This is a genomic window from Lactobacillus rizhaonensis, assembly GCF_036246345.1.
GTDB lineage: Bacteria > Bacillota > Bacilli > Lactobacillales > Lactobacillaceae > Lactobacillus > Lactobacillus rizhaonensis.
Genome location: NZ_BTTV01000009.1, coordinates 22,493 through 42,987, shown reverse-complemented (window position 1 = coordinate 42,987; position 20,495 = coordinate 22,493). Strand labels below are relative to the sequence as shown.

The following is a 20,495-nucleotide window of genomic DNA, read 5'->3' as shown; positions in this document are numbered from 1 at the left end:
AACAAGCTGTACGTCAATAAAGGTTAACTGCTAAACAAATATTTAACTCTCAAAAAGGCGCCTTTTTGAAGTACCTTTAGTATACCCATTTTTAAATCTTTTTGATACTTGACATTCTATAAGAAATTCTGTTGATAATAGAGTAAATGAATAGAACCAAGCAGCAAGTAAACTACTTGGTTCTTTTGTGTTAATTAAGAAGTGAAATAAGTCCGCGATAGCAGCTTTGGTGAATTAGTTGAGCGACTTTAGCTGGGGCAACCTTGGGATGTTTGGCCCACCATTTTTGTGTTTCTAATAAACTGACAAAATAAAGACTGGCAAAGTATTCTAAAATATCGGGAGCAATTTTTTCCTTTTGTAATATCTGCCTGATTTCTTTTTTTACACTATTTTCGATTTCGCGACTGGGATTAAATGTTGCGGTTTTGATGCTAAGTAGAAGTGGCAGAAATTTAATTTGTGGCGCTATATCATTCAGTGCAGCAATAGTTCTGGTCATGTTGTCTTTAGGTTTAAGATTAAGTGAGTTGCGCAAACCGGCTACAAACGGAATCATATACCGGTTAATAGAAAAGCGCAGCAATTCATCTTTATTGTCAAAACAAATGTAAAAAGTTGTTCTGGCCACTTTAGTTTTTTTGGTGATATCTGTGATTGTGATTTGTTCATAATCTTTATCATTCAACAAGCTAAATAACGCGTTACTTAGGCGTAACTCTAAACTGGGATTTTGTTTTTCCATTAAGTAATGCCTTCTTCTGACTCGACAAAATTTAAATATTTGTCATTACACCTTAACGAAAGAATCGTTATGCTAATTTTAGCAAATTTATAAGTGATGGAGGTAAAAACTAAATGGTTAATAGAGTAAAAGAAGTATTAGGAATTGAAAAGCCAGTAATTCAGGGTGCAATGGCGTTTACTTCACTTTCTCCTTTAGTGTCTGCGGTCTCAAATGCTGGTGGTTTGGGAGTATTGGGCTTAGGTTATATGCCCAAAGACGCCAGCATTGCAGAAATTAACAAAACTAAAAAATTGACTGAAAAACCATTTGCCGTTAACGCAATCACGCAAGAGGGAATTGTTCAGCAAGCAGATGAAGTATTGATAGCAACTAAACCGCCGGTAGTTTATGCTGATGCTATGCGACTTAATGGTGCTTTGTGCCAAAAATATTTTCCCCGCTGGCATAAACTGGGCATGAAAATAATTGTCAAGGCCAGTTATTTGGCCGATGCGGTCACTGCAGAAAAAGCGGGAGCTGATTTGGTAGTCGTCAAAGGCTGGGAAGGAGGCGGTCATGTTTCTTTTGAGTCCACAATGGCTTTAGTGCCACAAGTGGTAGCAGCAGTTAATATCCCTGTAGTAGCTGCCGGTGGTATTGTAGATGGTCATAGTGGTGCTGCAGCATTTGCTTTAGGAGCCGAAGGGATAGAAATGGGCACTGCTTTTTTAGTAGCAGATGAGTTACCGATTAATGATAAAGCAAAACAAGCAATTATTGCTGCAGGAGATATGGCCACTGCCGAAGTTTCTTATGCTAATGACGCGCCTTTTAGAATGATTGCTAATAACCTTTCTGATCAAATCAAAGATTTAGAAGCTACTCATTTGAAGGCTGAAGCTGCTCAAAAAGAAGCTGGCCTTGATGCTAAAACTATCAAAATGGGCATGTATCAAGGTGATACGCAAAATGGCGCAATTATGGTTGGCCAAGATTTAAGTCTAATTAAAGAAACAAAATCTGTTAAACAGATTATTGCTGATGTGTTACAAGATACTGAAAGCGTTCTGCAATCATTGCAAAATGTCGAGTTGTAATTCATCTGCTAATTATCCTCGCAGAAATGAGGAAATATTTGCAGTACAGGTGATGACGCTGTTAAGTACATTGCGAATTTAATAAAAGTTGAAATATATCTAGCCGTGACGCTGCCTTTAAGTTTTTAGCTAAACAAATAAAACTGAAAAAAGATCTTAATAAAGATGATGATTAAGAACTATTGCTTTAAAAATTGGTAATTCTCTTTTTGCAACAATTTTATGCTAGAATATAAATATATAAATGGTTTAGCGATTCCATTGGAATCACACAAAAAGCTCTATCCCATCAATAGAGCTTTTTTACGTGCTAGTTATTAAAGAGTTAGCTCTCAGTTAGAATCCAAAAGGCATTCCAACTTAAGAATTCATATTATATTTATGATTGCATTGAGGCACCGGAATCTACATCGGTTGCCTTTTTGCTTTCATCAGGAACCAGTTTCTGTCCCGTTTGTTTTAAGTACCAGTTAATGATTGGCAATAGATCAACAATCCATTCGGTTACTCCAGCATATTGATCATTTTTGTCAATCATATTCTTAAAAGAGGCAACCATATATTCGTTATCACTTGGTTTAATAAGTTTATAGGTTTTACCAGTCTTGGCGTAATCCATTATTTCTTGAACATGAGGCATTGAGGTCTTTTTATGAACTTCAGATAAAGTTTGACCAAGTTTTTCAGGCCAACGCGGTGAAAGTAACATTTCCTTAGGAATTTCATTATTGCAATAGACATATCGATCGTTTTTGTCAATAGTAATTAATTCAAGTGGCAGACAATTGAGCAATGCATCGATTTGGTCAACTGTTAATAATCCTTGATCTAATTCTACATAATCTGAGCCCTTAGCAGCATTAACTTGTTTAGCTGTTTCGGCAATCCAGTCACTGGTAGCTTCTTCTGTATGTTTAACCATTTTAATCTCCTTATTTATTATATAATCCGCTTACAAAGCTAGTATATTTTATTTATACTTATAAGTGAAATTAATATCAGTTATTAATAATAAAAATAAATTATAAGGAATAAGATATGGATATAAAGAAACTTGTTACTTTTGTTAATTTAGTTGAAACAAAAAATTTTACAAAAACTGCTAAGGCAATTCATGCTACCCAGCCAACTGTCACACATGATATTAATGCTATTGAAGATGAGATTGGTGTCAAATTATTTAATCGCAACAAGCGCTATGTTAATGTAACGAAAAATGGTGAAGTTTTTTATCAAAAAATCAGGCCGTTAATTAATAACTATAATTCTGCAGTACAGGAGGTTCAGGAAAAAGATAAGAAAGAAAGATTGCAAATAAATTTTGGCTATTCATATAATCCTTTTAATGATAAATATATTCCCCTTTGGCTAAGTTCATTTCAAAAAAAGTTTCCTCAAGTTAAATTTGCATTGGTAAATTTGAATCGCAACGAATTAAAGCAGCAATTAGTGTCTAACAATTTGGATGTTATGTTGACAACAGGATTGGAAGCTGAAGATTTAAGTAATATTAAGGTCTATCCAATTGAAACAGAGCCGTTTAAAGTAATTATCCCGCAAAATAACCCTTTGAGTAAAAAAAGTATAATTAAATTGACAGATTTTCAGGGTGAAAAACTGGTATTTTTAGATAATAGATGGGCAGCGGCAGATATCATTAATCTACAAAATAAGATTATTCATCTGAATAGAGATTTAAATATTACTTATGCTGATGAGATATCTTCTTTAAATGTTTTGCTTAAGGCAAATCAAGGTATGGGATTAGGCCTCTACTGTATTTATCCGGAACTTGATAGTAGTTTAACTTATGTTCCCCTTAAATGGGAACCACAAGTTAATTTAGTGGCTATTACACAGAAAAACAATGAGAAAAGAATTGTCTATCAATTTATCAAGTTTATTCAAAATTTTAATTTTGATTTTGAATAGAGAGAAGTCCCTTTGTTTTTATATATTAAACGTTTTTGTGAATTAAGTAGGAACAAGCTGCTATATCGAGAGTTATCCAAAAAGCACTTTTGGAGAGATTTTCTTAAAAAACAAGAAAATGTTTTTTCGTTACTAGTTTTTCTTGTTAAAAAGTATATATTTGTTAATAGTTAGAAAGCTAAAATTGTAATAAAGTGTGAAATTAATTACTTAAGGTTAATGAAAGTAGAAGGTTAAGAGAATGTTTAAGTGGTTTGGTAAGAAACAAGAGAAGCCGGAAAATTTTACTGTCACTGCACCGATTAGTGGGAAACTTGAAAAAATTGAAAAGGTAAACGATCCGGCTTTCGCACAAAAAATGCTGGGAGATGGTTTTGCCATTATTCCTGATGAGGATAAAGTAACCGTTTATGCGCCTGTAGCAGGTAAAATTGAGGCTCTTCCCAAGACAAAACATGCCGTGGGTATTAAAACTGCGCAAGGTGTCGAAATTCTTATTCATATTGGTATTGATACTGTGAACTTAAAAGGAGAGGGCTTTGAAGTGATGGTACACCAAGATGACGAAGTAACTCAAGGTCAAAAATTAGAAGTATTTGATAAGAATGTTGTAACTGATAACAAGTTGGACCCTACTGTCATTGTTGTGTTCACCAGTGGATATGAAAAAGAAATCAAACTGAACCAGGATGATGGTGCAGAAGTTAAAGCCAATGATTTACTTATTGGATAGGTATTTTTGATAAACAAAAACAGATTAAGTCTTCCAAAGATAATACCTCCAAATTTGTCCTAAATTTGGAGGTATTTTTGCGTTAATCTATATTAACAAGGCCAGTGATTCATAAGGATGTAAAGCTAAAGTTTTTGGTACCTCCTGTAAGTTTTTATGATAATTGCTAATCAATGTTTGCGCTTGTCGTCCTTGATAAGCGTCGGGTAAGCTATAAGTAATTTTTTTACCATAAAAGTTATTAATTACCAGTAAAGTTTGTCCCTGATAAAGTCTGCAATAAGCAAAAATTTGTGGATGATCCAAGTCAATCGCTTCATAACTTCCCTTGGCGATAATGGGATAATGTTTTCTCAAGTAAATCAGTTTTTGATAATAAGAAAAAATTTCACCATGATCCAATTCAGCTGCAACATTAATTTTATCTTGATCTTTAGGCTTAAGCCAAGGAATTCCTGTAGTAAAACCGGCATTAGCAGTATCATCCCAGTGCATTGGGGTTCTGCTATTATCACGAGATTTAGCCTGAATAATTGCCAGAGCCTTTGCATCACTTAAGCCTTCTTTTTTAAGCTCGTCATAAGCGTTAAGCGTTTCTACATCTACATAGTCAGTGATTGTCTGGTAATTAGGATTGATCATGCCGATTTCTTCGCCTTGATAAATATAAGGTGTACCACGTAATAAATGCATTACGGTAGCCAGCATTTCTGCAGATTTTTCGCGAAAATTAACAGGATCACCAAAACGACTTAAGGCCCAGGGTTGATCATGGTTGTTCCAAAAGAGAGCATTCCAGCCGCCACCTTGACTCATGCCAATCTGCCACTCGTTAAGAGCATTTTTTAAAGCGAAAAAGTCAAAAGGTATCCTGGTCCATTTTTGGCCATTTTGGTAATCAACTTTTAGATGATGAAAAGTGAAAACCATTGATAGCTCATGATTATCTTTTCTAGTGTAAGCAACAGAATTAGCAATAGTCGTTGATGACATTTCCCCGACAGTAATTGCATCTGGCTGCTGACCAAAAGTTTTTTTATTTAATTCTTTTAGATATTGATGCACTATGGGTTGATCAGTATACATTAACTTACTGGCGGTGTTCTGGGGTGCGTCAGTAAGTTTTTCATCTTTACCAATAACATTAATTACATCAAAGCGAAAGCCTTTGACACCTTTATCGCGCCAAAAGTTAACTACTTTAAACAGTTCTTTTCTGACTTCAGGATTGTGCCAGTCCAAATCAGCTTGAGTTTTGTCGTATAAATGAAGATAATATTTACCACTATTTCCAAAAGGTGCCCAAGCTGAGCCACCGAATTTAGATGTCCAATTGTTGGGCATACTGCCATCTGGTTTAGGATTTCTAATGTAGAAAAATTTTTGATAATGCTTATCTCCGGCTAAAGCTTTTTTAAACCAAATGTGGTCAGTAGAACAATGGTTTAAGACCATATCAAGCATCACACCAATATGATTTTGTCCAAGCTTTGTGACTAATTCTTCAAAGTCAGCCATTGTACCAAATAACGGATCAATACCATAATAATCGGCTATATCATAACCATTATCATTTTGGGGAGATACAAAAAAAGGATTGAACCAAATCATATCAATATTTAATTTCTTTAAGTAAGGAATTTTTTCAATAATCCCCCTTAAGTCTCCGATACCATCACCATTGCTGTCATAAAATGATTTGGGATATATTTGATAAATCACTTTGTCAGCTAAACTCATAATATAAGTCCTCCATTTTGTGCTTTTCTATGTGCGAAGTCTACAAACTTAAATTTATCAGGCCGGTGTTGAGAAATAGTATATTGAAAAAAAGATGTATCTTTTAAATAGGTTAAACTGCGCACTACTACAACTAAATTGGTATTGGTAAGTTGCAACTGCTGCATTACGTTTTGACTAGCTGGTTCTACGGTAATGGTTTTAGTTGCATAATCAATTTCAAGTCCTAAATTATGTTCAAAATACTGATATAAAGAGCTTTGAGCTTGCTCAACCGAGATTTTAGGTACATATTTTTTTAAAATATAATCTTCATCAACCACAATTGGTTCATTATTGATTAATCGTAAACGGGACACATAAGTTGCAGCAGTTTCTGTTAAGGATAAATGTTTACTAATAGTCAAAGGCACCTGCGTGTCTTTTAATTCCAATATTTTGGTTGCAGCATGCATTTGTTTTTGTTTATTAAGTTCATCAAAGGATTCAATATTAGAAATTGGAAAGGCGATACGCGCTGCATTAATAACTACTGAACCTTTACCTTTTATTTTTTGAATTAGGCCAGCATCTAAGAGTTCATTTAAAGATTTTCTTACTGTTTCACGTGAAACATTATATAGTTCTGATAGTGCTGGTTCACTTGGCAAAAAATCACCGGCAGCATATTGTTCGTGCTTAATTTTATTTGTTAAATCTGCCGCAATTTGTAAATATTTAGCTCTCATTATTTGTTATCCACCTTTTAACATTAATCATACCACCTTAAGTTAAATTTTAACCTGTCTAGTCTGGAAAATAATATATAATTATTTATTACAACAATATAATAAGCAATTTGTTGACACCTGTCTATACAAGAACTATAATCTTAAGGAAAGCGTTATCAATATATATGACGACCTTTTATGTGGTAGTTTCATGGAGGCGTAATTATGAGTAATACGATAAAAATACTGGCACCTGTTGCTGGTGAGGTCATTAACCTCGAGGATGTTAATGATCCGGTTTTTTCTCAGAAGAAGTTAGGTGAAGGTTTTGCCGTTAAACCTAGCTCTGGGAAAATTGTCTCGCCTGTAACAGGTAAAGTGATAATGGTGGCCGAAACTAAGCACGCACTTGGCCTGCAGACTGCAGACGGTGTGGAAGTTATGCTTCACTTGGGCATAGATACTGTCGAACTTGACGGTAAACCATTTGATTTGCAAGTAACAGCAAACTCTGAGGTGAAAGCAGGACAGCAATTAGGGACAATGGATCTTCAAGCTATCAAAGATGCTCAAAAGGATGATACCGTCATCTTGGCAATTACAAATACTCAAGATGTTTTAGCTGGTATTGACCTTTCCCTTGGCACTAAAGCTGCTGGCGAATCAGCTGCTACTATTACTTTAAAACAGACTAAATCAGCACCAGCTGCAGTTAACAAAAATGAAAATAAATACCAAACTACGGCGCGTGAAATTGTTAAGGCTGTTGGTGGCGCTGATAATGTTAAAAACGTTATGCACTGTTTTACTCGTCTGCGGTTTACTTTAAACGATAATAGCATTCCGAATGATGATGAAGTTAATAACATTAAAGGAGTAATAGATGTTACTCGTGCTAATAACCAATATCAGATAGTAATTGGGCAAACGGTAGAGGACGTTTATGACGAGCTAATTAAACTACTCGGACCTGAATATGCTGGGCAAGGAGAAGCTACACCTGCAACTCCGGCTCCAGAGGCTAACCAAACTATTGGTGGCAAGATTAAAAATGGTTTCTTCCAGTTAATAGGCGTAATTACCGGCTCTATGATGCCTGTAATTGGTTTACTGGCCGCCAGTGGTATGTTAAAAGGTATTCTTAACATTTTAACCAACTTTTGCCACATGTCTACGGCTTCGCCAACATACACCATTATTAATGCAATGGGAGATGCATCTTTTTATTTCCTACCATTAATTGTTGGCTTTACGGCTGCTCAAAGGTTAGGTTCTAATCCTGTAATTGTTTCTATTATCGGCGGTTTTCTAATTTATCCTGACTTAGTAAAGATTTATGCCAGTGGTAAATTTAGTTACTACTTAGCTGGTGTTGGTATTAACGCCAACTTTTTCGGTATTCCAATTCATATTCCGCAATATACTTATTCAATTTTCCCTATGATTTTCGCGGCTTGGATGGCTGCTAAAATTGAACCGTGGATTAAGAAGTGGATGCCAGTCACATTAAGACAAATTTTTACTCCTCTAGTGGAAATCTTTTTAGTAGGGATGACAGTCTTAATTATCGTAGGACCTGTAATTTCATTTATTTCTACGGGAATTGCCAAAGTATTGCAATGGCTGTTAACTGTCAACACCGCACTTTCCGGTTTAATCATCGGTGGTCTTTACCAGATACTGGTTATCTTCGGACTGCACTGGGCAGTAGTTCCAATTATTGCGAATGATATTGCTGCCACGGGACACAGTATTTTAAACGGTATTGTTTCAGTAACTATGATTGCACAAGGTGCTGGTGCCCTTGCCGTCTGGTTTAAGACCAAGCACAATCCTGACCTAAAGGGACTATCTTTAAGTGCTGCTATTTCTGCAGCTGTAGGTATTACTGAGCCGGCAATGTATGGTGTTAACTTAAAGTACGGTCGTGTATTCATGACTTCCAGTCTTGGTGCTGCCATTGGCGGTTTGGTAAACGGTCTGCTTAAAGTTGATATGTATGGCTTTACTGGCAGTTTGATTGGATTCCCATCCTTTGTTCCTAAAGCCGGACAAGGCAATCCTAATAACCTGCTGAACTTTTGGATTGCTTCTATTGTGACTATTGTTGCTGCTTTTGCTTTGACTTACTTCTTTGGTTATAAGGAGAATGATGCTGATAGTCCTAAAACTGCACCCAAGAAAAAGAATTTAGCTGATTTATAATAGGTGGGGTTGTTTAATAGATTAATTTTTAAAAAATATTGAATTATATAAAAGGGTTCTAAAACTAATAGTGATTAGTCAAGAGCCCTTTTATAATGTATTTTGAAATATTCGGTTAAACTATAATAAAATGAATTATTGTGGATGGAGTGATTGAAAATGAAAGTTCTGATAATTGGTGCTCACGGACAGATTGGGCAATTATTGGTAAAAATTCTACAAGAAAGTACGAATTGCCAGGTCATTGCAGGCTTGCGTTCACATGAGCAGGAAAAAGCATATCAAGAAAAGGGAATTACTACTGCATTTGTTGATCTATCAGGGCCGCAAGGGCAATTGGCAAAGGCTATGCAGACGGCCGATACAGTAGTGTTTGCGGCCGGTTCAGGTGGCAAAACAGGTGCTGATGCAACAATGATGATTGACCTTGATGGTGCAGTCAAAGCAATTAATGCGGCAAAAGAAACTGACATTCAGCGTTTTATCATGATTAGTGCGATTAAATCTGACGATCGCAGTTTTTGGTCGGATAATGCACCAGCAGCAGGTCCACAAAATTATTACTATGCGGCAAAATATTATGCTGATCAATGGTTGTTACACAGTTCACTGGACTACACAATTTTACGACCAGTTGCACTGACTAATCAAAAGGCAATAGGGAAAATAAAAGTAGCAAGTCATTTTACTGATTCCATTGCAGATATGACAATTACTCGTCAAGATGTGGCCCAAACGATTGCTGATATTATTTTAACGGGAAAATTACACCAAAAGGAATTTGATATTGCTAATGGGTCAGTACCTATTAAACAGGCAATTACAAACTTCCACTAAAAATATTTGTTCATAAACTTTAACAGGCTAATAAATTAATGTTTCATTAACATGATTTATTAGCCTTTTACTTTGGGCTAAAACCCAGTAAAAGATGAATGACAGAGTACAGCAATTATTGCTGCTTTAAGTTTGATTAAATTAAAAAAGTATTGCTTTTACATAAATGCATATAGTAAAATCAACTTATGTTATTATTAGAATAAAGGAGGGGCCATGCTAAAAGTAGAACATTTAAGTAAGCGCTTTGGTGATTTTCAGGCTCTTAAAGATGTTAACTTTACCATTCAGCCTGGTGAAATCATGGGTTTGATTGGTCAAAATGGAGCGGGGAAAACTACCACTTTTCACAGTATTTTAAACTTTCTGCACTATGAAGGAAAAATCACCTGGGAAGACCAGCCCATTACTGAAAAAACTTTTGATACTATCGGCTATTTGCCGGAAGAACGCAGTTTACTACCCAAAATGACTATTGAACAACAAATTGTTTATTTGGCGGAGCTAAAAAGCCGTCCAGCAAAAGAAATAAAGCCGCAAATTGATGACTGGCTAAAACGCTTTGATGTGCAGGGTAAGAAAAGTGACAAAATAAAAACACTTTCGAAGGGTAATCAGCAGAAGGTGCAATTAATTTGTACTTTGATTCACCAGCCAAAATTAATTATTTTGGATGAACCATTTAGTGGGTTGGATCCGGTAAATGCAGATTTGCTTAAAAACGCAGTTTTGGATGCTAAAAAGCGTAATGCGACAATTATTTTTTCCAGTCATGATATGTCAAATGTTGAAGAAATCTGCGATAGTTTGATCATGTTGAAAAAGGGACAAGTTGTTTTAAGTGGTACAGTTGACGCTGTTCGTGACTCATTTGGTAAAACGGAAATTTACTGCAAAACTACTAAGTCGCTTGCAGAATTACAGCAGCTCCCTCACGTTAAAAAAGTGGAAAAGAAAGCTCATGGCCAATATCTCTTGCGGATTGACGATGAAAACAGCGGTCCGGAAGTCTTTGACGCTTTGACCGACGGTGAATATGTTGAGGAATTCCGGCAACAACCACCAACACTTGATGAAATATTTAAAATGGAAGCTGGTGAACAACATGAATAAATTATGGACCGTAACGCTACAAACTTATTGGCATCAAGTTAAATCTTGGTCTTTTCTGCTTTTGATTTTGGGACCGTTTTTCATAATTGGCTGTAGTGCTTTAGGAGGAGCTATCGGTGCTAGTTCTGGTTCAGATAGTCAGATTGCAGTTATCAGTTCCAATGAGCAGGTTCGCCAAAACTTTATTAAAAATAATGATAAATATGTTGATGCTAAAATTAAAACCGCTGAATCTGCTAAAAAAGCTGTCAAAAAAGAAAAAGTTGATGGCTACTTGGTATTTGAAACACAAAAAAACCAGGTTAAGGCAGTTTATCACGGAGCGTCACCTATTGATGATGAATTGAAACCCAAAGTAAAAAGCTATTTACAAGTCTTGCAGGGTCAGCTTAATTTGCAGCAAGCGCAATTAGCGCCACATCAAATTAAAGCCTTACAGCAGCAGCCAAAATATCGCGAAGTACTCCAGAAAAATCATCAGAGAGATAAATTGGTTAAAATGGTGTCTTTAATTATTGTGATTATGGTCGTTTACATGGTTTTGATGTCCTACAGTAGCATTACAGCTCAAGAAATAGCTTCTGAAAAGGGCACGAAGATTATGGAAATCATTTTTTCCAGTACAACTGCTGCTAAATATTTCTTAGGCAAAATTTTGGGTATTTTCGGCGTAATTATTACTCAACTCGTAATCTATATTGTTGGCGGCTGGGCAACTTACCGTTGGGCATTGCATGCAAAAATTACGGCTTCTTTCATGCATAACAACCAGGTAGTAATAAATAAAATTTTGGGCAATTTGTTAAATGTCAATCTCATTTTTCTGATTCTTGGTGTAATTATTTACACGATATTAGCAGCCTTTTCGGGAGCTTTAGTAGCCAAGCCTGAAGATTCTTCAAAAGCTGCTCAAGGTACTACAATGCTTTCCTTGCTTGCATTTTTCCTGTCATTTGCGCTTATTACTAACCCAGAACAAATTCTGCCGCAAGTATTATCCTACGTGCCATTCTTTTCCTCATTCATGATGCCAATTCGTATAATTAATGGCCATGTTGGTAATATGGAAGTTATTTTGTCGCTGGTAATTTTAATAGTAAGTATTGTTGGTTTAACAGTATACATTAGTAAAATCTATCAAGGCGTAATTTTACAAACAGAAGATACCAGTTTTTGGAAGAGACTAAAACGAGGGCTGGCATATAGTAAAGCATAAGTAATAAAAAAGACTAGGATAGAAAAAGTCCTAGTCTTTTTATGTAAAACTAAATTGCTCTTAATTGGTTAGTCCGGCAATAATTTGTTTTTTAATCAAACTATAATCGCTAGTAGTGTCTCCTTGATAGTTAAAGAAGTCCGTTTGCAAGGCAAAGGCTCCAATGGGTCCAATAATTACCCTAATTATTTCAATTGAGGTTAAATGGGGGTCAATTTCAGAAAATTTTTGTTTCCAACTGTTGAACACATTAATAAAATCAGTTTCTTTACTGATTAAGTCTTTAAAATATTGCAGTAATTTGGGGTCAGTCAGTATTTCTTGTAAAAGCAGCTTGATAAAATCAAAGTTGGCTTTAATAAATTCAAGTCGGTCTTTGACAATAAAAGTGACCAATGCGTCCAAAGTTTGATATTGGGAAAGACTGCCAATAAAGTCTTGCTGTAATTCAATAAATAAGGGACTGAGTAGTTTTTTAAGCAAATCATCTTTTGATTGAAAATACTTGTAAATTGTGGCTTCGCTCACTCCAGCCGCTTTTGCGATTTTAGAGGTGGTAGTAGCATGAAAGCCTTGATTTGAAAATAAATCAAGTGCTGCTAACAATACCTTCTTTTTCCCGGCTGGAATTTTTTCATTGTTTAGTTCTTTTTCATATGCGGAAATAACTTGGACCAAAAATATCACCTTTTTCTGCTTTTAGCTTAATTATACTTTGCGGTACCGTTTTAAGCCAACAATGTTTAATGCTACTAAAACAACGATAAACATTAATAAAGCTAACATATCACCAGCAAATGATTCAAATCCGCGGCCATAAAGTATTACTTGATTTAATGCGTCACCAGCATAAGTTAGTGGCAGTATTTTACCCAGATAAGATACCCAGTTGGCCATTGAATCGAGGGGAATAATACCTGAGAAGAATATTTGTGGCACAACTACAAGTGGGATGAACTGCATCATTTGAAATTCTGATTCTGCAATAGTTGATAGCAAAAAGCCAAAGGCTAAAGCGACCATTGCTACTAGAATACTAATTAAAATTACCCACAATACATTTCCTGCTACTTCAATATTTAATAACCAGATTGTGACACCAATAATGATTATTGATTGAATGATAGCAATTATGCCATAACTGATCATATAACCATAGATAATCTCACTTCTTTTAACGGGAGTGGCTAATAATCTGTCCAAAGTGCCTGTCGTTCTTTCTTTTAACAGTGCCATTCCTGAAATAAGAAAAACAAACAGGAAGATAAAGAAGGCAACTAAGATGGGCTCAATCTTATTAAAAAAGCCTGTATCACTGTTACCGTAGTAATACTTATTGATAATCTTAGCTTTTTTTGCCTTCTTTTGTGTACCTGGTTTAGTCGGCACGTGCATACCATTTCTTTGCGCTACAATAGTTAATTGTTTAGACAATTTAACTAACTGCTTCTGACTCTGGGTTAGTGCTGTTTTCATTTTAGTAATTGACTGCCCTGTGATTGCCGCTTTCAAAGCTTGTTTGGTCAGAGCAGTTTTGCTCGAATCCGTATTAGCATAATCTACATAGTATTTATTGTGGTGGTGGTAGTAGATCACACCATCGATTTTATTTTGTTTTAGTTTCTTTCTTGCTTGAGTTCTGTCGGTATATTTTTTTATGGAAACGTGATCCACTTTGTCTAAGTTTTTGTTTACTTGATGAGGGACATCAACCACCGCCAGCTTAGCACTGGTTGATGAATTGGAAGCAAACATTACATTCATCAACCACAAAACTAAAATAGGTGCCAGAAAAATCATTGCTAAAGTTCTTTTATCACGAAAAAGTTCTTTTAAAACTTTTTTGACAATTGCTGTTACTCTCATTATTTTTATCCTTCCTTCTGTTCTGCTTTTAAAAAGACATCTTCAATGGTTGGTACGCCATAATTCTGTTCAAGAACTTGCGGGTGATCAAAAGCAATAATTTCACCATGAAGAAGCAAGGCAACGCGGTCAGTTTTTTCAGCCTCATCCATAACATGAGTGGTGATTAATACACTGCAGCCTTGACTACGTAAATTATTTAATTCATGCCATATTTTTCTACGTAAAGCGGGATCAATTCCGACAGTGGGCTCATCTAGAACAAGTAATTTAGGATAAGAAAGTAGGGCAATTGCTAGCGACAGGCGGCGCATCATGCCACCGGAATACTCTTTAACATATTTATCTAATGCATCTGTTAAATCAACTACTTCAGCGACATATTCAATTTGTTCTGCTATATCTTTTTTAGCAACACCCTTCATTTCACCAAAAAATTCCAGGTTTTCTGCTCCTGTTAGTGAAGTATATAGGGCGTCTGATTGTGCCATGTAGCCAATTTCACCTAAAATTTTCCTATTCGGCATCTGCTTTCCTAAAACTAAGGCAGATCCCGAGTCCGCCTTTTCCATTCCTAAAGCAGTTTTAATTGTGGTAGTTTTTCCTGCACCAGAGGGACCAATTAGACCGATGATTTCGCCTTTTTTAAGTGTTAGATCGACATTGTTTAAAATGGTTTGTTTACCATATTTTTTAACTAAGTTATGAATTTCAATAAAATTGTTCATATTTCCTCCTAAAGTGAGTAATCACTCACAAAGAAATATTATAGTAAGTAGTTACTCACTTGTAAAGAACAATGAGTTAGAAAAATGAATTTTGGTCAACGCAACTCAATTTTTTAAATAATTAAGACTCACAGTCACTTTTTTGAATTTTTAACTTGGTGTATAATAAAATAATCTTTAAGTTAAATACTGTATTTTTATGATTAGTCTTTAGTGGATATCATTTGAATATATTTAAACTTTGTATGTCCAATGGCTGGATTTTAGTAACGGAACAACTCATAGTTACTGGTAATAAATATTTCTATGACTTTTTAATTGTGGTTGCAAAGACCAAAATATTAGTAATAGTTTTAGACTATGTTTGTTATATGGAGGAACCATGATTATCAGTAATATTTGGTTGATTATTTTTGCCACTATTTCTTCATTTTCTAGAGGAATAATATCAGTTATTGACCGTTACCAAATGGGGTATCGGAAGCAAAGTTCAATTGATGTGAACTTCTTAAATAATATATGCAGTTCGGTTTTAGTAACTTTCTTTCTGATTTACGTCCTGCACAGTTTTCCCAGTCCTAGGATAACCAACAATTACATTATCAAAGTCCTTTTATATGCTTTTCTGGCTCAAGTAGTTGCCTACGGCTACAGCTATGTCTTTAAAAAAGTTTCAATCATGCAGTCTGTGCTATTGAGTAAAGTGACCGATCTTTTCATTCCTTGGGCCATTTTGCTGACTATGGGTTACTTTAGCAAATCCTCATATTTAGTTTCTATTATTTCCACTGTGATCGTGGTTATTTATATTATTTTTGAGCAGCGCCATAATAATTTAAATTTGAAAAACCTGTTGACGACTTTTGCCGTAATTGCGCCCTTGTTGATTATTCAAGCAGCACTTTCACCGTTATTAACTAAAGGCTTAATCAAACCGATTGATCTGGTCTTTTTTACTATTATGACAATTTATGTGCGCTGCTTAATTACCTTAATTACTTTTATTTATAAAAACAAAACTCTCAAAATCAGCGCTGAAAATCTCAAAGGTAAGGTTTATCTAATTTATGGTTCCCGGGCGGTTCTAACGCTTTTAGCGCAAGTAACTTATACTTTGGCAACATCTTCTCCCAATTCAAGCATTGCCTGGATCTTTTTAAACATGACCTCTTTATATAGTGTCATCTTTGGCGATATATTCCTTAAAGAAAAGATGAAGTTTGCAGATATCTTGGTAATTGTGGCCATTTTTATCTTGGCTTTATTTTCAAAGTAACTGCAAGAGTTTGGAAAAATAAAAATTAAGCGCTATAATGGCGCTATGATTTGGAAACGCCGGTTCAAGGTAAGTGCTGGTTTTTATTTGGGGATGAAACCTGCACTCTGAATTAAGTATTGGGGAATAATTAATGATAATTGAAACCAAGAACCTGGCGAAACGGTATCGTAAGGTGAAAGCAGCTAAGCTGTTTCACAAAGAATATCGCACTTTTTATGCACTAAAAAACGTTTCTCTAGAAATTCATCAAGGAGATCATGTTGGCTTGGTGGGGCTGAATGGTTCCGGTAAGTCGACTTTGATCAAAATGATTTTAGGTATTTTGCAGCCTGATGGCGGCAGTATCAAGACTTTTGACAAAGATCCGCTTAATAACAGACAAAAGAATGCAGCCAAAATAGGGGTTGTGTTTGGTCAAAGAAGTCAGTTGCGCTGGGATTTGCCCGCAATGGACACTTTTAAACTCAACCGTGAAATATATCAAGTACCTGAAAGAGTTTTTATCAAACGGGTAACCAAGCTAGCGCAAATGCTGCAGGCTACTGAATTTTTAGAGCAGCCTGTGCGGACACTTAGTTTAGGTCAACGGATGAAGACTGAATTTATTGCAGCTCTTATTCACGATCCTGAACTGCTTATTTTAGATGAACCTACAATCGGTCTTGACGTTCTTACTAAAAATAATATTACGCAATTTTTACAACAATTAACTGATAAAACGATCATTTTCACTTCACATGATCTCGATGAAGTAGCCAAAGTATGCTCGCGCATTTTAATCTTGAATCAAGGTCAGTTGGTATTAGATCAAAGTATTCAAGAACTCGCGGAACTAGATGTACCTGCATCCATCACTTTTACTAGTGCGGATAAATTAAGCGCTGATTTAATAAAGCAGTGGCCTAACATGGTGCAGCTTGAAAACGGCTCATATCAGATTGCCAAGATTAAGCAGGCAAATCTCAAAGAAGTGTTAAGCACAATTACTGCCCGCATCCCAGTTGCCAATATTGAAGTTAAGAGTAATAAATTGGAATATTTATTAGCGCACCTCACGCGACAGGGGGTGCAATAATGAGATATAGAATGATGCTTATTAAAATAGGCATAAAAAAAGGACTAGCTTCAAAATATGCCTTAATTTTCTGGCTCTTTTCTACTTTAATCTCGCTTACCGTGCAGTATTTTTTGTGGCAAGCTGTTCTAACAGGCAAGCCGACCAGTGAATTTCAACAAACAATTAGTTATCTGGTATTAATGCAGCTTTTAACCGTGCTTTTTCCTAAAACCAGTTACGAAGTGAACGATAAAATTCGTTCTGGTGATATTGCACTTGATTTGTTAAAGCCAGTAGCAATTGCAACGCAGCTATTGTGGGAAAGCATCGGCTATTCAATTGTCAAATTTGCCTTGATTGGCACAGTAGATTTATTAATTTGTTTGTTGATTTTGCATTTTAAAATTGCACTCAGCACCATTTTAATGGTCTTAGTGACAGCAATTTTAGCTTATCTATTATATTTTGAGCTGGAACTACTCCTAGGGACATTTTCTTTTTACACTTATAGTATTTGGGGCATCTCCACCTTTAAAGAGGCAATATTACTTGTTTTAGCTGGCAACATTTTTCCAACCAATTTTTATCCTGCCATAATTAAAAAGGTGGCATCTTTTCTGCCATTTCAGTATTCTTTTGGTGCAGTGGGAATGTTGGCGCAAAAACCATCATGGGCGCTATTTGTTCAAGTGGTCCTGATCCAGCTTTTCTACATTATCCTGTTCAACGTACTCTTTAAATTCTTGTTTAAACGCTCCGTTGTTTCGACTGTGATTCAAGGAGGTTAATAATAAATGAGATATTTAAAGCTATTAGGTATGTATTTGAAAGTGAATTTAAAAGCACTTGCTGTTTATGATCTGGACTTTTATTTTGCACTAGCAGGTATAATTATTCAAAATGTGCTTAATATTGTGGCTTTGAGATTTATTTTCAATATAGTGCCCCGCATTAAAGGCTATAGTTTTGCACAATTGCTTTTAACTTACGCTTTAGCAACTTTAGCTTTTGCTATTTTTCGCTGCTTTTTTGTCAATGCGCTCAATATTTCTGATTATATTCATGACGGGCGCTTAGATACAATCTTAATTAAACCCGTCAATCCTTTATTTCAACTTGTTAATGAACGTGTGGATGAGGACGCATGGGGTGACTTAATTGTTGCGCTTTTGCTGTTGATAATTGTGGATATTCAGTTACATAATCCGTGGTATATCACAGCCATGTTTATTTTTATCTCACTTTTTACTTCGCTTATCTTTTTGGGATTGGCCTTATTAGGTAATATAGTTGCACTACTTTCTAATGGTTTAGCCAACTTGGCAGAAACAACGTTTGATTTTTTTGATATGAGTAAATATCCGTTAGCGATCTATTCGTCGGCTTTAAGGATAATTATGACCTTTATCTTGCCAATCGGTTGGGTTGCTTCAATTCCACAGGAAAAAATTGCAGTCGAACATGAGTGGATATGGTTGTTGCTAATTCCTGCCGCGTGTGTATTCTTTTTTATCCTAATTTATCAGTTATGGCGAGTATTTTTACAAAAATACCAAAGTACTGGCAGTTAACACTAAAAAAGCCCTGTAGCTTATGGCTACAGGGCTTTTTAAATTTCAGTTACTCTTTTGCCTTCATTTGTTCTGCTGCTTGGTGAATAACTTGTACGCTGTTAATCACAAAAGGAAAACCAATGTAGGGCAGTAATTGAATTGTTGACCAAATCAGTTCACTTTCACTGTTGCCGGCTTTCAGACTGCCACGTGCATGTGCCTTAATCTGAAAATCTACATTCATGGTGATTAATGCCAGCAACTCATAGCGTTCTCTGTCGCGAACATTTAATTCTTGGCGCTTGTAAAAATCGTTGAAAAAGTGTTCCGTTAAAGCATGCGGAATAAAACTGCCGGCTTCATCAGGCAAGTCATGCAATAATGTTTTTATTTCAGTACCATAAAGCTTTTCCTGCACTTTTGCCCCATAATTTGGATCTGAATCAATCTGCGGGAAGTTTAATACTATCTTTCGTTGGTCGAAAACGGTTTGTACTTGCTCTAAGGCTTGTTCAACTTTTAGTGTTCCGATCACAGGAGCTAATTGGAATAACATTTCTAGTAAAATTTCTGGTTTTATTTTAGCATCCAAAATTTTTGTAACTTGGTCGGGAAAAACAGTTGTTACTCCTTGCACCGTGCTGGCAATTAACGGTATTAGCACGCGGTCTTTTTGCAAATGCTTTTTACAATTATGTTCTACATCTGTTGCATAATTTTCTATCAAGTCTTGAAATTGACTTTTAATATTATTAGTCATCAAAAAACCTCTTTTTTGCGTAGTTTAAATTGATTTCTGTAATAGTTTTAAAAACAGTTCAGCAACTGGTGATAAGTTAACTTCACGTTTCCAAACCACCCTGATAGCTTGGTGCAGCGCTGGCTGTAATTTTCTAAATGTAATGCCTGAGCTTTTAGAGGTATCAGCTAATTTATCTAGAGTGAGCATTAATGCTGCATGATTTTTAACCATTAAAGTACCATTGAAGTTCAGGTTAAAGCTGCCAATAAAATTGACGGAGTCATAATAATTTCCCAGCCAGTTTTGAAAAAGGTGCATTTTTTCTGCTTGCTGTGAATTTAGTAAAGAGCGGCCTTGTAAGTCTGCTGGTCTGATCACTGCTTTTTGCGCTAAGGGATCATTAGCAGGCATTAAAACTCCCCAAGTATCTCTTTCGGGTAAAGTTAAAGAAGCGTAATTAGCTAAAGGAACATCCCCGATAATGACTGCAAAGTCAACTGTTCCGTTATCTAACTTGCGCTCAGCATAGCAGTAATCTCCACTTAATAAGTGAATTTTAACAGTAGGATGCTCTTTAATAATTACGCTGACCACATTCATAATCCTTTGCATCCCCATGCTTTCTCCCGCAGCAATTGTCAAATCGCCACTAATAAAAGAAGCTTTTGCCAGATTTCTTTTCGTTTTAGTAGTTAAATCTAAAATTTCTTGTGCCTGTTCAAGTAAATAATGACCTGCAGGCGTAAGAGATAAATGACGCGACTTACGATTGAATAATTTAACGCCGAGTTCAGCTTCCAGATCAGCAATTTGCCTTGATAACGCTGGCTGAGAAATAAGTAACTTTCTAGCAGCACGAGTCATATTGCCTTCTTGAGCCACGGCTACAAAGTAATTTAAAACTCTTAGTTCCATGTTAGCTTCCTTTTTGACTAATGCTTTTAGTATAACGGAAAGTCT

20 protein-coding genes are annotated in these 20,495 nt (G+C 35.6%); 11 read left to right on the top strand and 9 right to left on the bottom strand.

Translation table 11 applies throughout. From position 1 onward, the window contains the following. Positions 1-190: 190 nt before the first annotated feature. Positions 191-745, bottom strand: coding sequence for a TetR/AcrR family transcriptional regulator (locus AAA915_RS09110; RefSeq protein WP_338201738.1), 555 nt, complete (start codon positions 743-745; stop codon positions 191-193). 113 nt (positions 746-858) lie between these two features. Here AAA915_RS09110 and AAA915_RS09105 point away from each other — a divergent pair, with 113 nt between their 5' ends. Continuing rightward, positions 859-1,824 carry an NAD(P)H-dependent flavin oxidoreductase gene (locus AAA915_RS09105; RefSeq protein ID WP_338201740.1) on the top strand — a complete coding sequence of 322 codons (966 nt, stop codon included), beginning with the start codon at positions 859-861 and terminating at the stop codon, positions 1,822-1,824. 379 nt (positions 1,825-2,203) lie between these two features. Here AAA915_RS09105 and AAA915_RS09100 read toward each other — a convergent pair whose 3' ends face one another. Then, the gene (locus tag AAA915_RS09100) at positions 2,204-2,746 is read right to left on the bottom strand and encodes a PAS domain-containing protein (RefSeq protein ID WP_338201742.1); all 543 of its coding nucleotides are present in this window, start codon (positions 2,744-2,746) and stop codon (positions 2,204-2,206) included. Between the two features lie 116 nt (positions 2,747-2,862). Here AAA915_RS09100 and AAA915_RS09095 point away from each other — a divergent pair, with 116 nt between their 5' ends. After that, on the top strand, positions 2,863-3,756 hold the full coding sequence (locus AAA915_RS09095; protein ID WP_338201744.1) for a LysR family transcriptional regulator: 894 nt from the start codon (positions 2,863-2,865) through the stop codon (positions 3,754-3,756). A 241-nt stretch (positions 3,757-3,997) separates the two neighbouring features. After that, positions 3,998-4,489 carry a PTS sugar transporter subunit IIA gene (locus AAA915_RS09090; protein WP_338201746.1) on the top strand — a complete coding sequence of 164 codons (492 nt, stop codon included), beginning with the start codon at positions 3,998-4,000 and terminating at the stop codon, positions 4,487-4,489. Positions 4,490-4,576: 87 nt separating this feature from the next. Here AAA915_RS09090 and treC read toward each other — a convergent pair whose 3' ends face one another. Both treC and treR read right to left on the bottom strand, forming a co-directional pair. Further along, positions 4,577-6,229: an alpha,alpha-phosphotrehalase gene (gene treC / locus AAA915_RS09085; protein WP_338201748.1), complete on the bottom strand. Its 1,653-nt coding sequence runs from the start codon at positions 6,227-6,229 to the stop codon at positions 4,577-4,579. Continuing rightward, complete coding sequence (treR, locus tag AAA915_RS09080; RefSeq protein WP_338201750.1) at positions 6,226-6,957, bottom strand: trehalose operon repressor; 732 nt, start codon at positions 6,955-6,957, stop codon at positions 6,226-6,228. Before treR ends, treC begins: the two co-directional genes overlap by 4 nt. Before the next feature lie 207 nt (positions 6,958-7,164). On the opposite strand from treR, the gene AAA915_RS09075 reads away from it, so the two are divergent. The 4 genes from AAA915_RS09075 to AAA915_RS09060 all read left to right on the top strand — a co-directional run bounded on the left by AAA915_RS09075 (position 7,165) and on the right by AAA915_RS09060 (position 12,310). Further along, entirely contained in the window at positions 7,165-9,144 is a 1,980-nt protein-coding gene (locus AAA915_RS09075; RefSeq protein ID WP_338201752.1) for a PTS sugar transporter subunit IIABC, read from the top strand. Positions 9,145-9,303: 159 nt separating this feature from the next. After that, complete coding sequence (locus AAA915_RS09070; protein ID WP_338201754.1) at positions 9,304-9,981, top strand: NAD(P)H-binding protein; 678 nt, start codon at positions 9,304-9,306, stop codon at positions 9,979-9,981. 216 nt (positions 9,982-10,197) lie between these two features. After that, positions 10,198-11,094 (top strand): ABC transporter ATP-binding protein, encoded by an 897-nt coding sequence (locus tag AAA915_RS09065; RefSeq protein WP_338201756.1) that lies wholly within the window; start codon positions 10,198-10,200, stop codon positions 11,092-11,094. Continuing rightward, positions 11,087-12,310 (top strand): ABC transporter permease, encoded by a 1,224-nt coding sequence (locus AAA915_RS09060; RefSeq protein ID WP_338201758.1) that lies wholly within the window; start codon positions 11,087-11,089, stop codon positions 12,308-12,310. The genes AAA915_RS09065 and AAA915_RS09060 overlap by 8 nt, the downstream gene beginning before the upstream one ends. Before the next feature lie 60 nt (positions 12,311-12,370). Here AAA915_RS09060 and AAA915_RS09055 read toward each other — a convergent pair whose 3' ends face one another. The 3 genes from AAA915_RS09055 to AAA915_RS09045 are packed head-to-tail and all read right to left on the bottom strand — an operon-like array spanning position 12,371 to position 14,904. After that, positions 12,371-12,988, bottom strand: a complete 618-nt coding sequence (locus AAA915_RS09055) for a TetR/AcrR family transcriptional regulator (protein ID WP_338201760.1) — start codon at positions 12,986-12,988, stop codon at positions 12,371-12,373. Between the two features lie 30 nt (positions 12,989-13,018). Next, positions 13,019-14,176, bottom strand: a complete 1,158-nt coding sequence (locus AAA915_RS09050; RefSeq protein ID WP_338201762.1) for an ABC transporter permease — start codon at positions 14,174-14,176, stop codon at positions 13,019-13,021. Between the two features lie 5 nt (positions 14,177-14,181). Then, positions 14,182-14,904, bottom strand: coding sequence for an ABC transporter ATP-binding protein (locus AAA915_RS09045; RefSeq protein ID WP_338201764.1), 723 nt, complete (start codon positions 14,902-14,904; stop codon positions 14,182-14,184). Between the two features lie 382 nt (positions 14,905-15,286). Here AAA915_RS09045 and AAA915_RS09040 point away from each other — a divergent pair, with 382 nt between their 5' ends. The 4 genes from AAA915_RS09040 (at position 15,287) to AAA915_RS09025 (ending at position 18,811) form a co-directional block, all read left to right on the top strand. Beyond that, a complete protein-coding gene (locus tag AAA915_RS09040) occupies positions 15,287-16,180 on the top strand; it encodes an EamA family transporter (protein ID WP_338201766.1) in 894 nt (297 codons plus the stop codon). Positions 16,181-16,313: 133 nt separating this feature from the next. Beyond that, positions 16,314-17,258 (top strand): ABC transporter ATP-binding protein, encoded by a 945-nt coding sequence (locus AAA915_RS09035; protein WP_338201768.1) that lies wholly within the window; start codon positions 16,314-16,316, stop codon positions 17,256-17,258. Further along, a complete protein-coding gene (locus tag AAA915_RS09030) occupies positions 17,258-18,028 on the top strand; it encodes an ABC transporter permease (protein ID WP_338201770.1) in 771 nt (256 codons plus the stop codon). The genes AAA915_RS09035 and AAA915_RS09030 overlap by 1 nt, the downstream gene beginning before the upstream one ends. 6 nt (positions 18,029-18,034) lie before the next feature. Continuing rightward, positions 18,035-18,811 (top strand): ABC transporter permease, encoded by a 777-nt coding sequence (locus tag AAA915_RS09025; protein ID WP_338201772.1) that lies wholly within the window; start codon positions 18,035-18,037, stop codon positions 18,809-18,811. Positions 18,812-18,860: 49 nt separating this feature from the next. Here AAA915_RS09025 and AAA915_RS09020 read toward each other — a convergent pair whose 3' ends face one another. Beyond that, positions 18,861-19,553, bottom strand: a complete 693-nt coding sequence (locus AAA915_RS09020; protein WP_338201774.1) for a carboxymuconolactone decarboxylase family protein — start codon at positions 19,551-19,553, stop codon at positions 18,861-18,863. 24 nt (positions 19,554-19,577) lie between these two features. Continuing rightward, positions 19,578-20,450, bottom strand: coding sequence for a LysR family transcriptional regulator (locus tag AAA915_RS09015; RefSeq protein ID WP_338201776.1), 873 nt, complete (start codon positions 20,448-20,450; stop codon positions 19,578-19,580). Between the last annotated feature and the right edge of the window lie 45 nt (positions 20,451-20,495).

What these genes read in the sequence shown, in the direction of transcription:
- treC (WP_338201748.1), bottom strand. Translation starts at nt 6,229, where the DNA reads ATGAGTTTAGCTGACAAAGTGATTTATCAAATATATCCCAAATCATTT.
- AAA915_RS09105 (WP_338201740.1), top strand. Translation starts at nt 859, where the DNA reads ATGGTTAATAGAGTAAAAGAAGTATTAGGAATTGAAAAGCCAGTAATT.
- AAA915_RS09100 (WP_338201742.1), bottom strand. Translation starts at nt 2,746, where the DNA reads ATGGTTAAACATACAGAAGAAGCTACCAGTGACTGGATTGCCGAAACA.
- AAA915_RS09065 (WP_338201756.1), top strand. Translation starts at nt 10,198, where the DNA reads ATGCTAAAAGTAGAACATTTAAGTAAGCGCTTTGGTGATTTTCAGGCT.
- AAA915_RS09035 (WP_338201768.1), top strand. Translation starts at nt 16,314, where the DNA reads ATGATAATTGAAACCAAGAACCTGGCGAAACGGTATCGTAAGGTGAAA.
- AAA915_RS09070 (WP_338201754.1), top strand. Translation starts at nt 9,304, where the DNA reads ATGAAAGTTCTGATAATTGGTGCTCACGGACAGATTGGGCAATTATTG.
- AAA915_RS09040 (WP_338201766.1), top strand. Translation starts at nt 15,287, where the DNA reads ATGATTATCAGTAATATTTGGTTGATTATTTTTGCCACTATTTCTTCA.
- AAA915_RS09020 (WP_338201774.1), bottom strand. Translation starts at nt 19,553, where the DNA reads ATGACTAATAATATTAAAAGTCAATTTCAAGACTTGATAGAAAATTAT.
- AAA915_RS09075 (WP_338201752.1), top strand. Translation starts at nt 7,165, where the DNA reads ATGAGTAATACGATAAAAATACTGGCACCTGTTGCTGGTGAGGTCATT.
- AAA915_RS09095 (WP_338201744.1), top strand. Translation starts at nt 2,863, where the DNA reads ATGGATATAAAGAAACTTGTTACTTTTGTTAATTTAGTTGAAACAAAA.
- AAA915_RS09025 (WP_338201772.1), top strand. Translation starts at nt 18,035, where the DNA reads ATGAGATATTTAAAGCTATTAGGTATGTATTTGAAAGTGAATTTAAAA.
- AAA915_RS09030 (WP_338201770.1), top strand. Translation starts at nt 17,258, where the DNA reads ATGAGATATAGAATGATGCTTATTAAAATAGGCATAAAAAAAGGACTA.
- AAA915_RS09090 (WP_338201746.1), top strand. Translation starts at nt 3,998, where the DNA reads ATGTTTAAGTGGTTTGGTAAGAAACAAGAGAAGCCGGAAAATTTTACT.
- treR (WP_338201750.1), bottom strand. Translation starts at nt 6,957, where the DNA reads ATGAGAGCTAAATATTTACAAATTGCGGCAGATTTAACAAATAAAATT.
- AAA915_RS09060 (WP_338201758.1), top strand. Translation starts at nt 11,087, where the DNA reads ATGAATAAATTATGGACCGTAACGCTACAAACTTATTGGCATCAAGTT.
- AAA915_RS09110 (WP_338201738.1), bottom strand. Translation starts at nt 745, where the DNA reads ATGGAAAAACAAAATCCCAGTTTAGAGTTACGCCTAAGTAACGCGTTA.
- AAA915_RS09015 (WP_338201776.1), bottom strand. Translation starts at nt 20,450, where the DNA reads ATGGAACTAAGAGTTTTAAATTACTTTGTAGCCGTGGCTCAAGAAGGC.
- AAA915_RS09045 (WP_338201764.1), bottom strand. Translation starts at nt 14,904, where the DNA reads ATGAACAATTTTATTGAAATTCATAACTTAGTTAAAAAATATGGTAAA.
- AAA915_RS09050 (WP_338201762.1), bottom strand. Translation starts at nt 14,176, where the DNA reads ATGAGAGTAACAGCAATTGTCAAAAAAGTTTTAAAAGAACTTTTTCGT.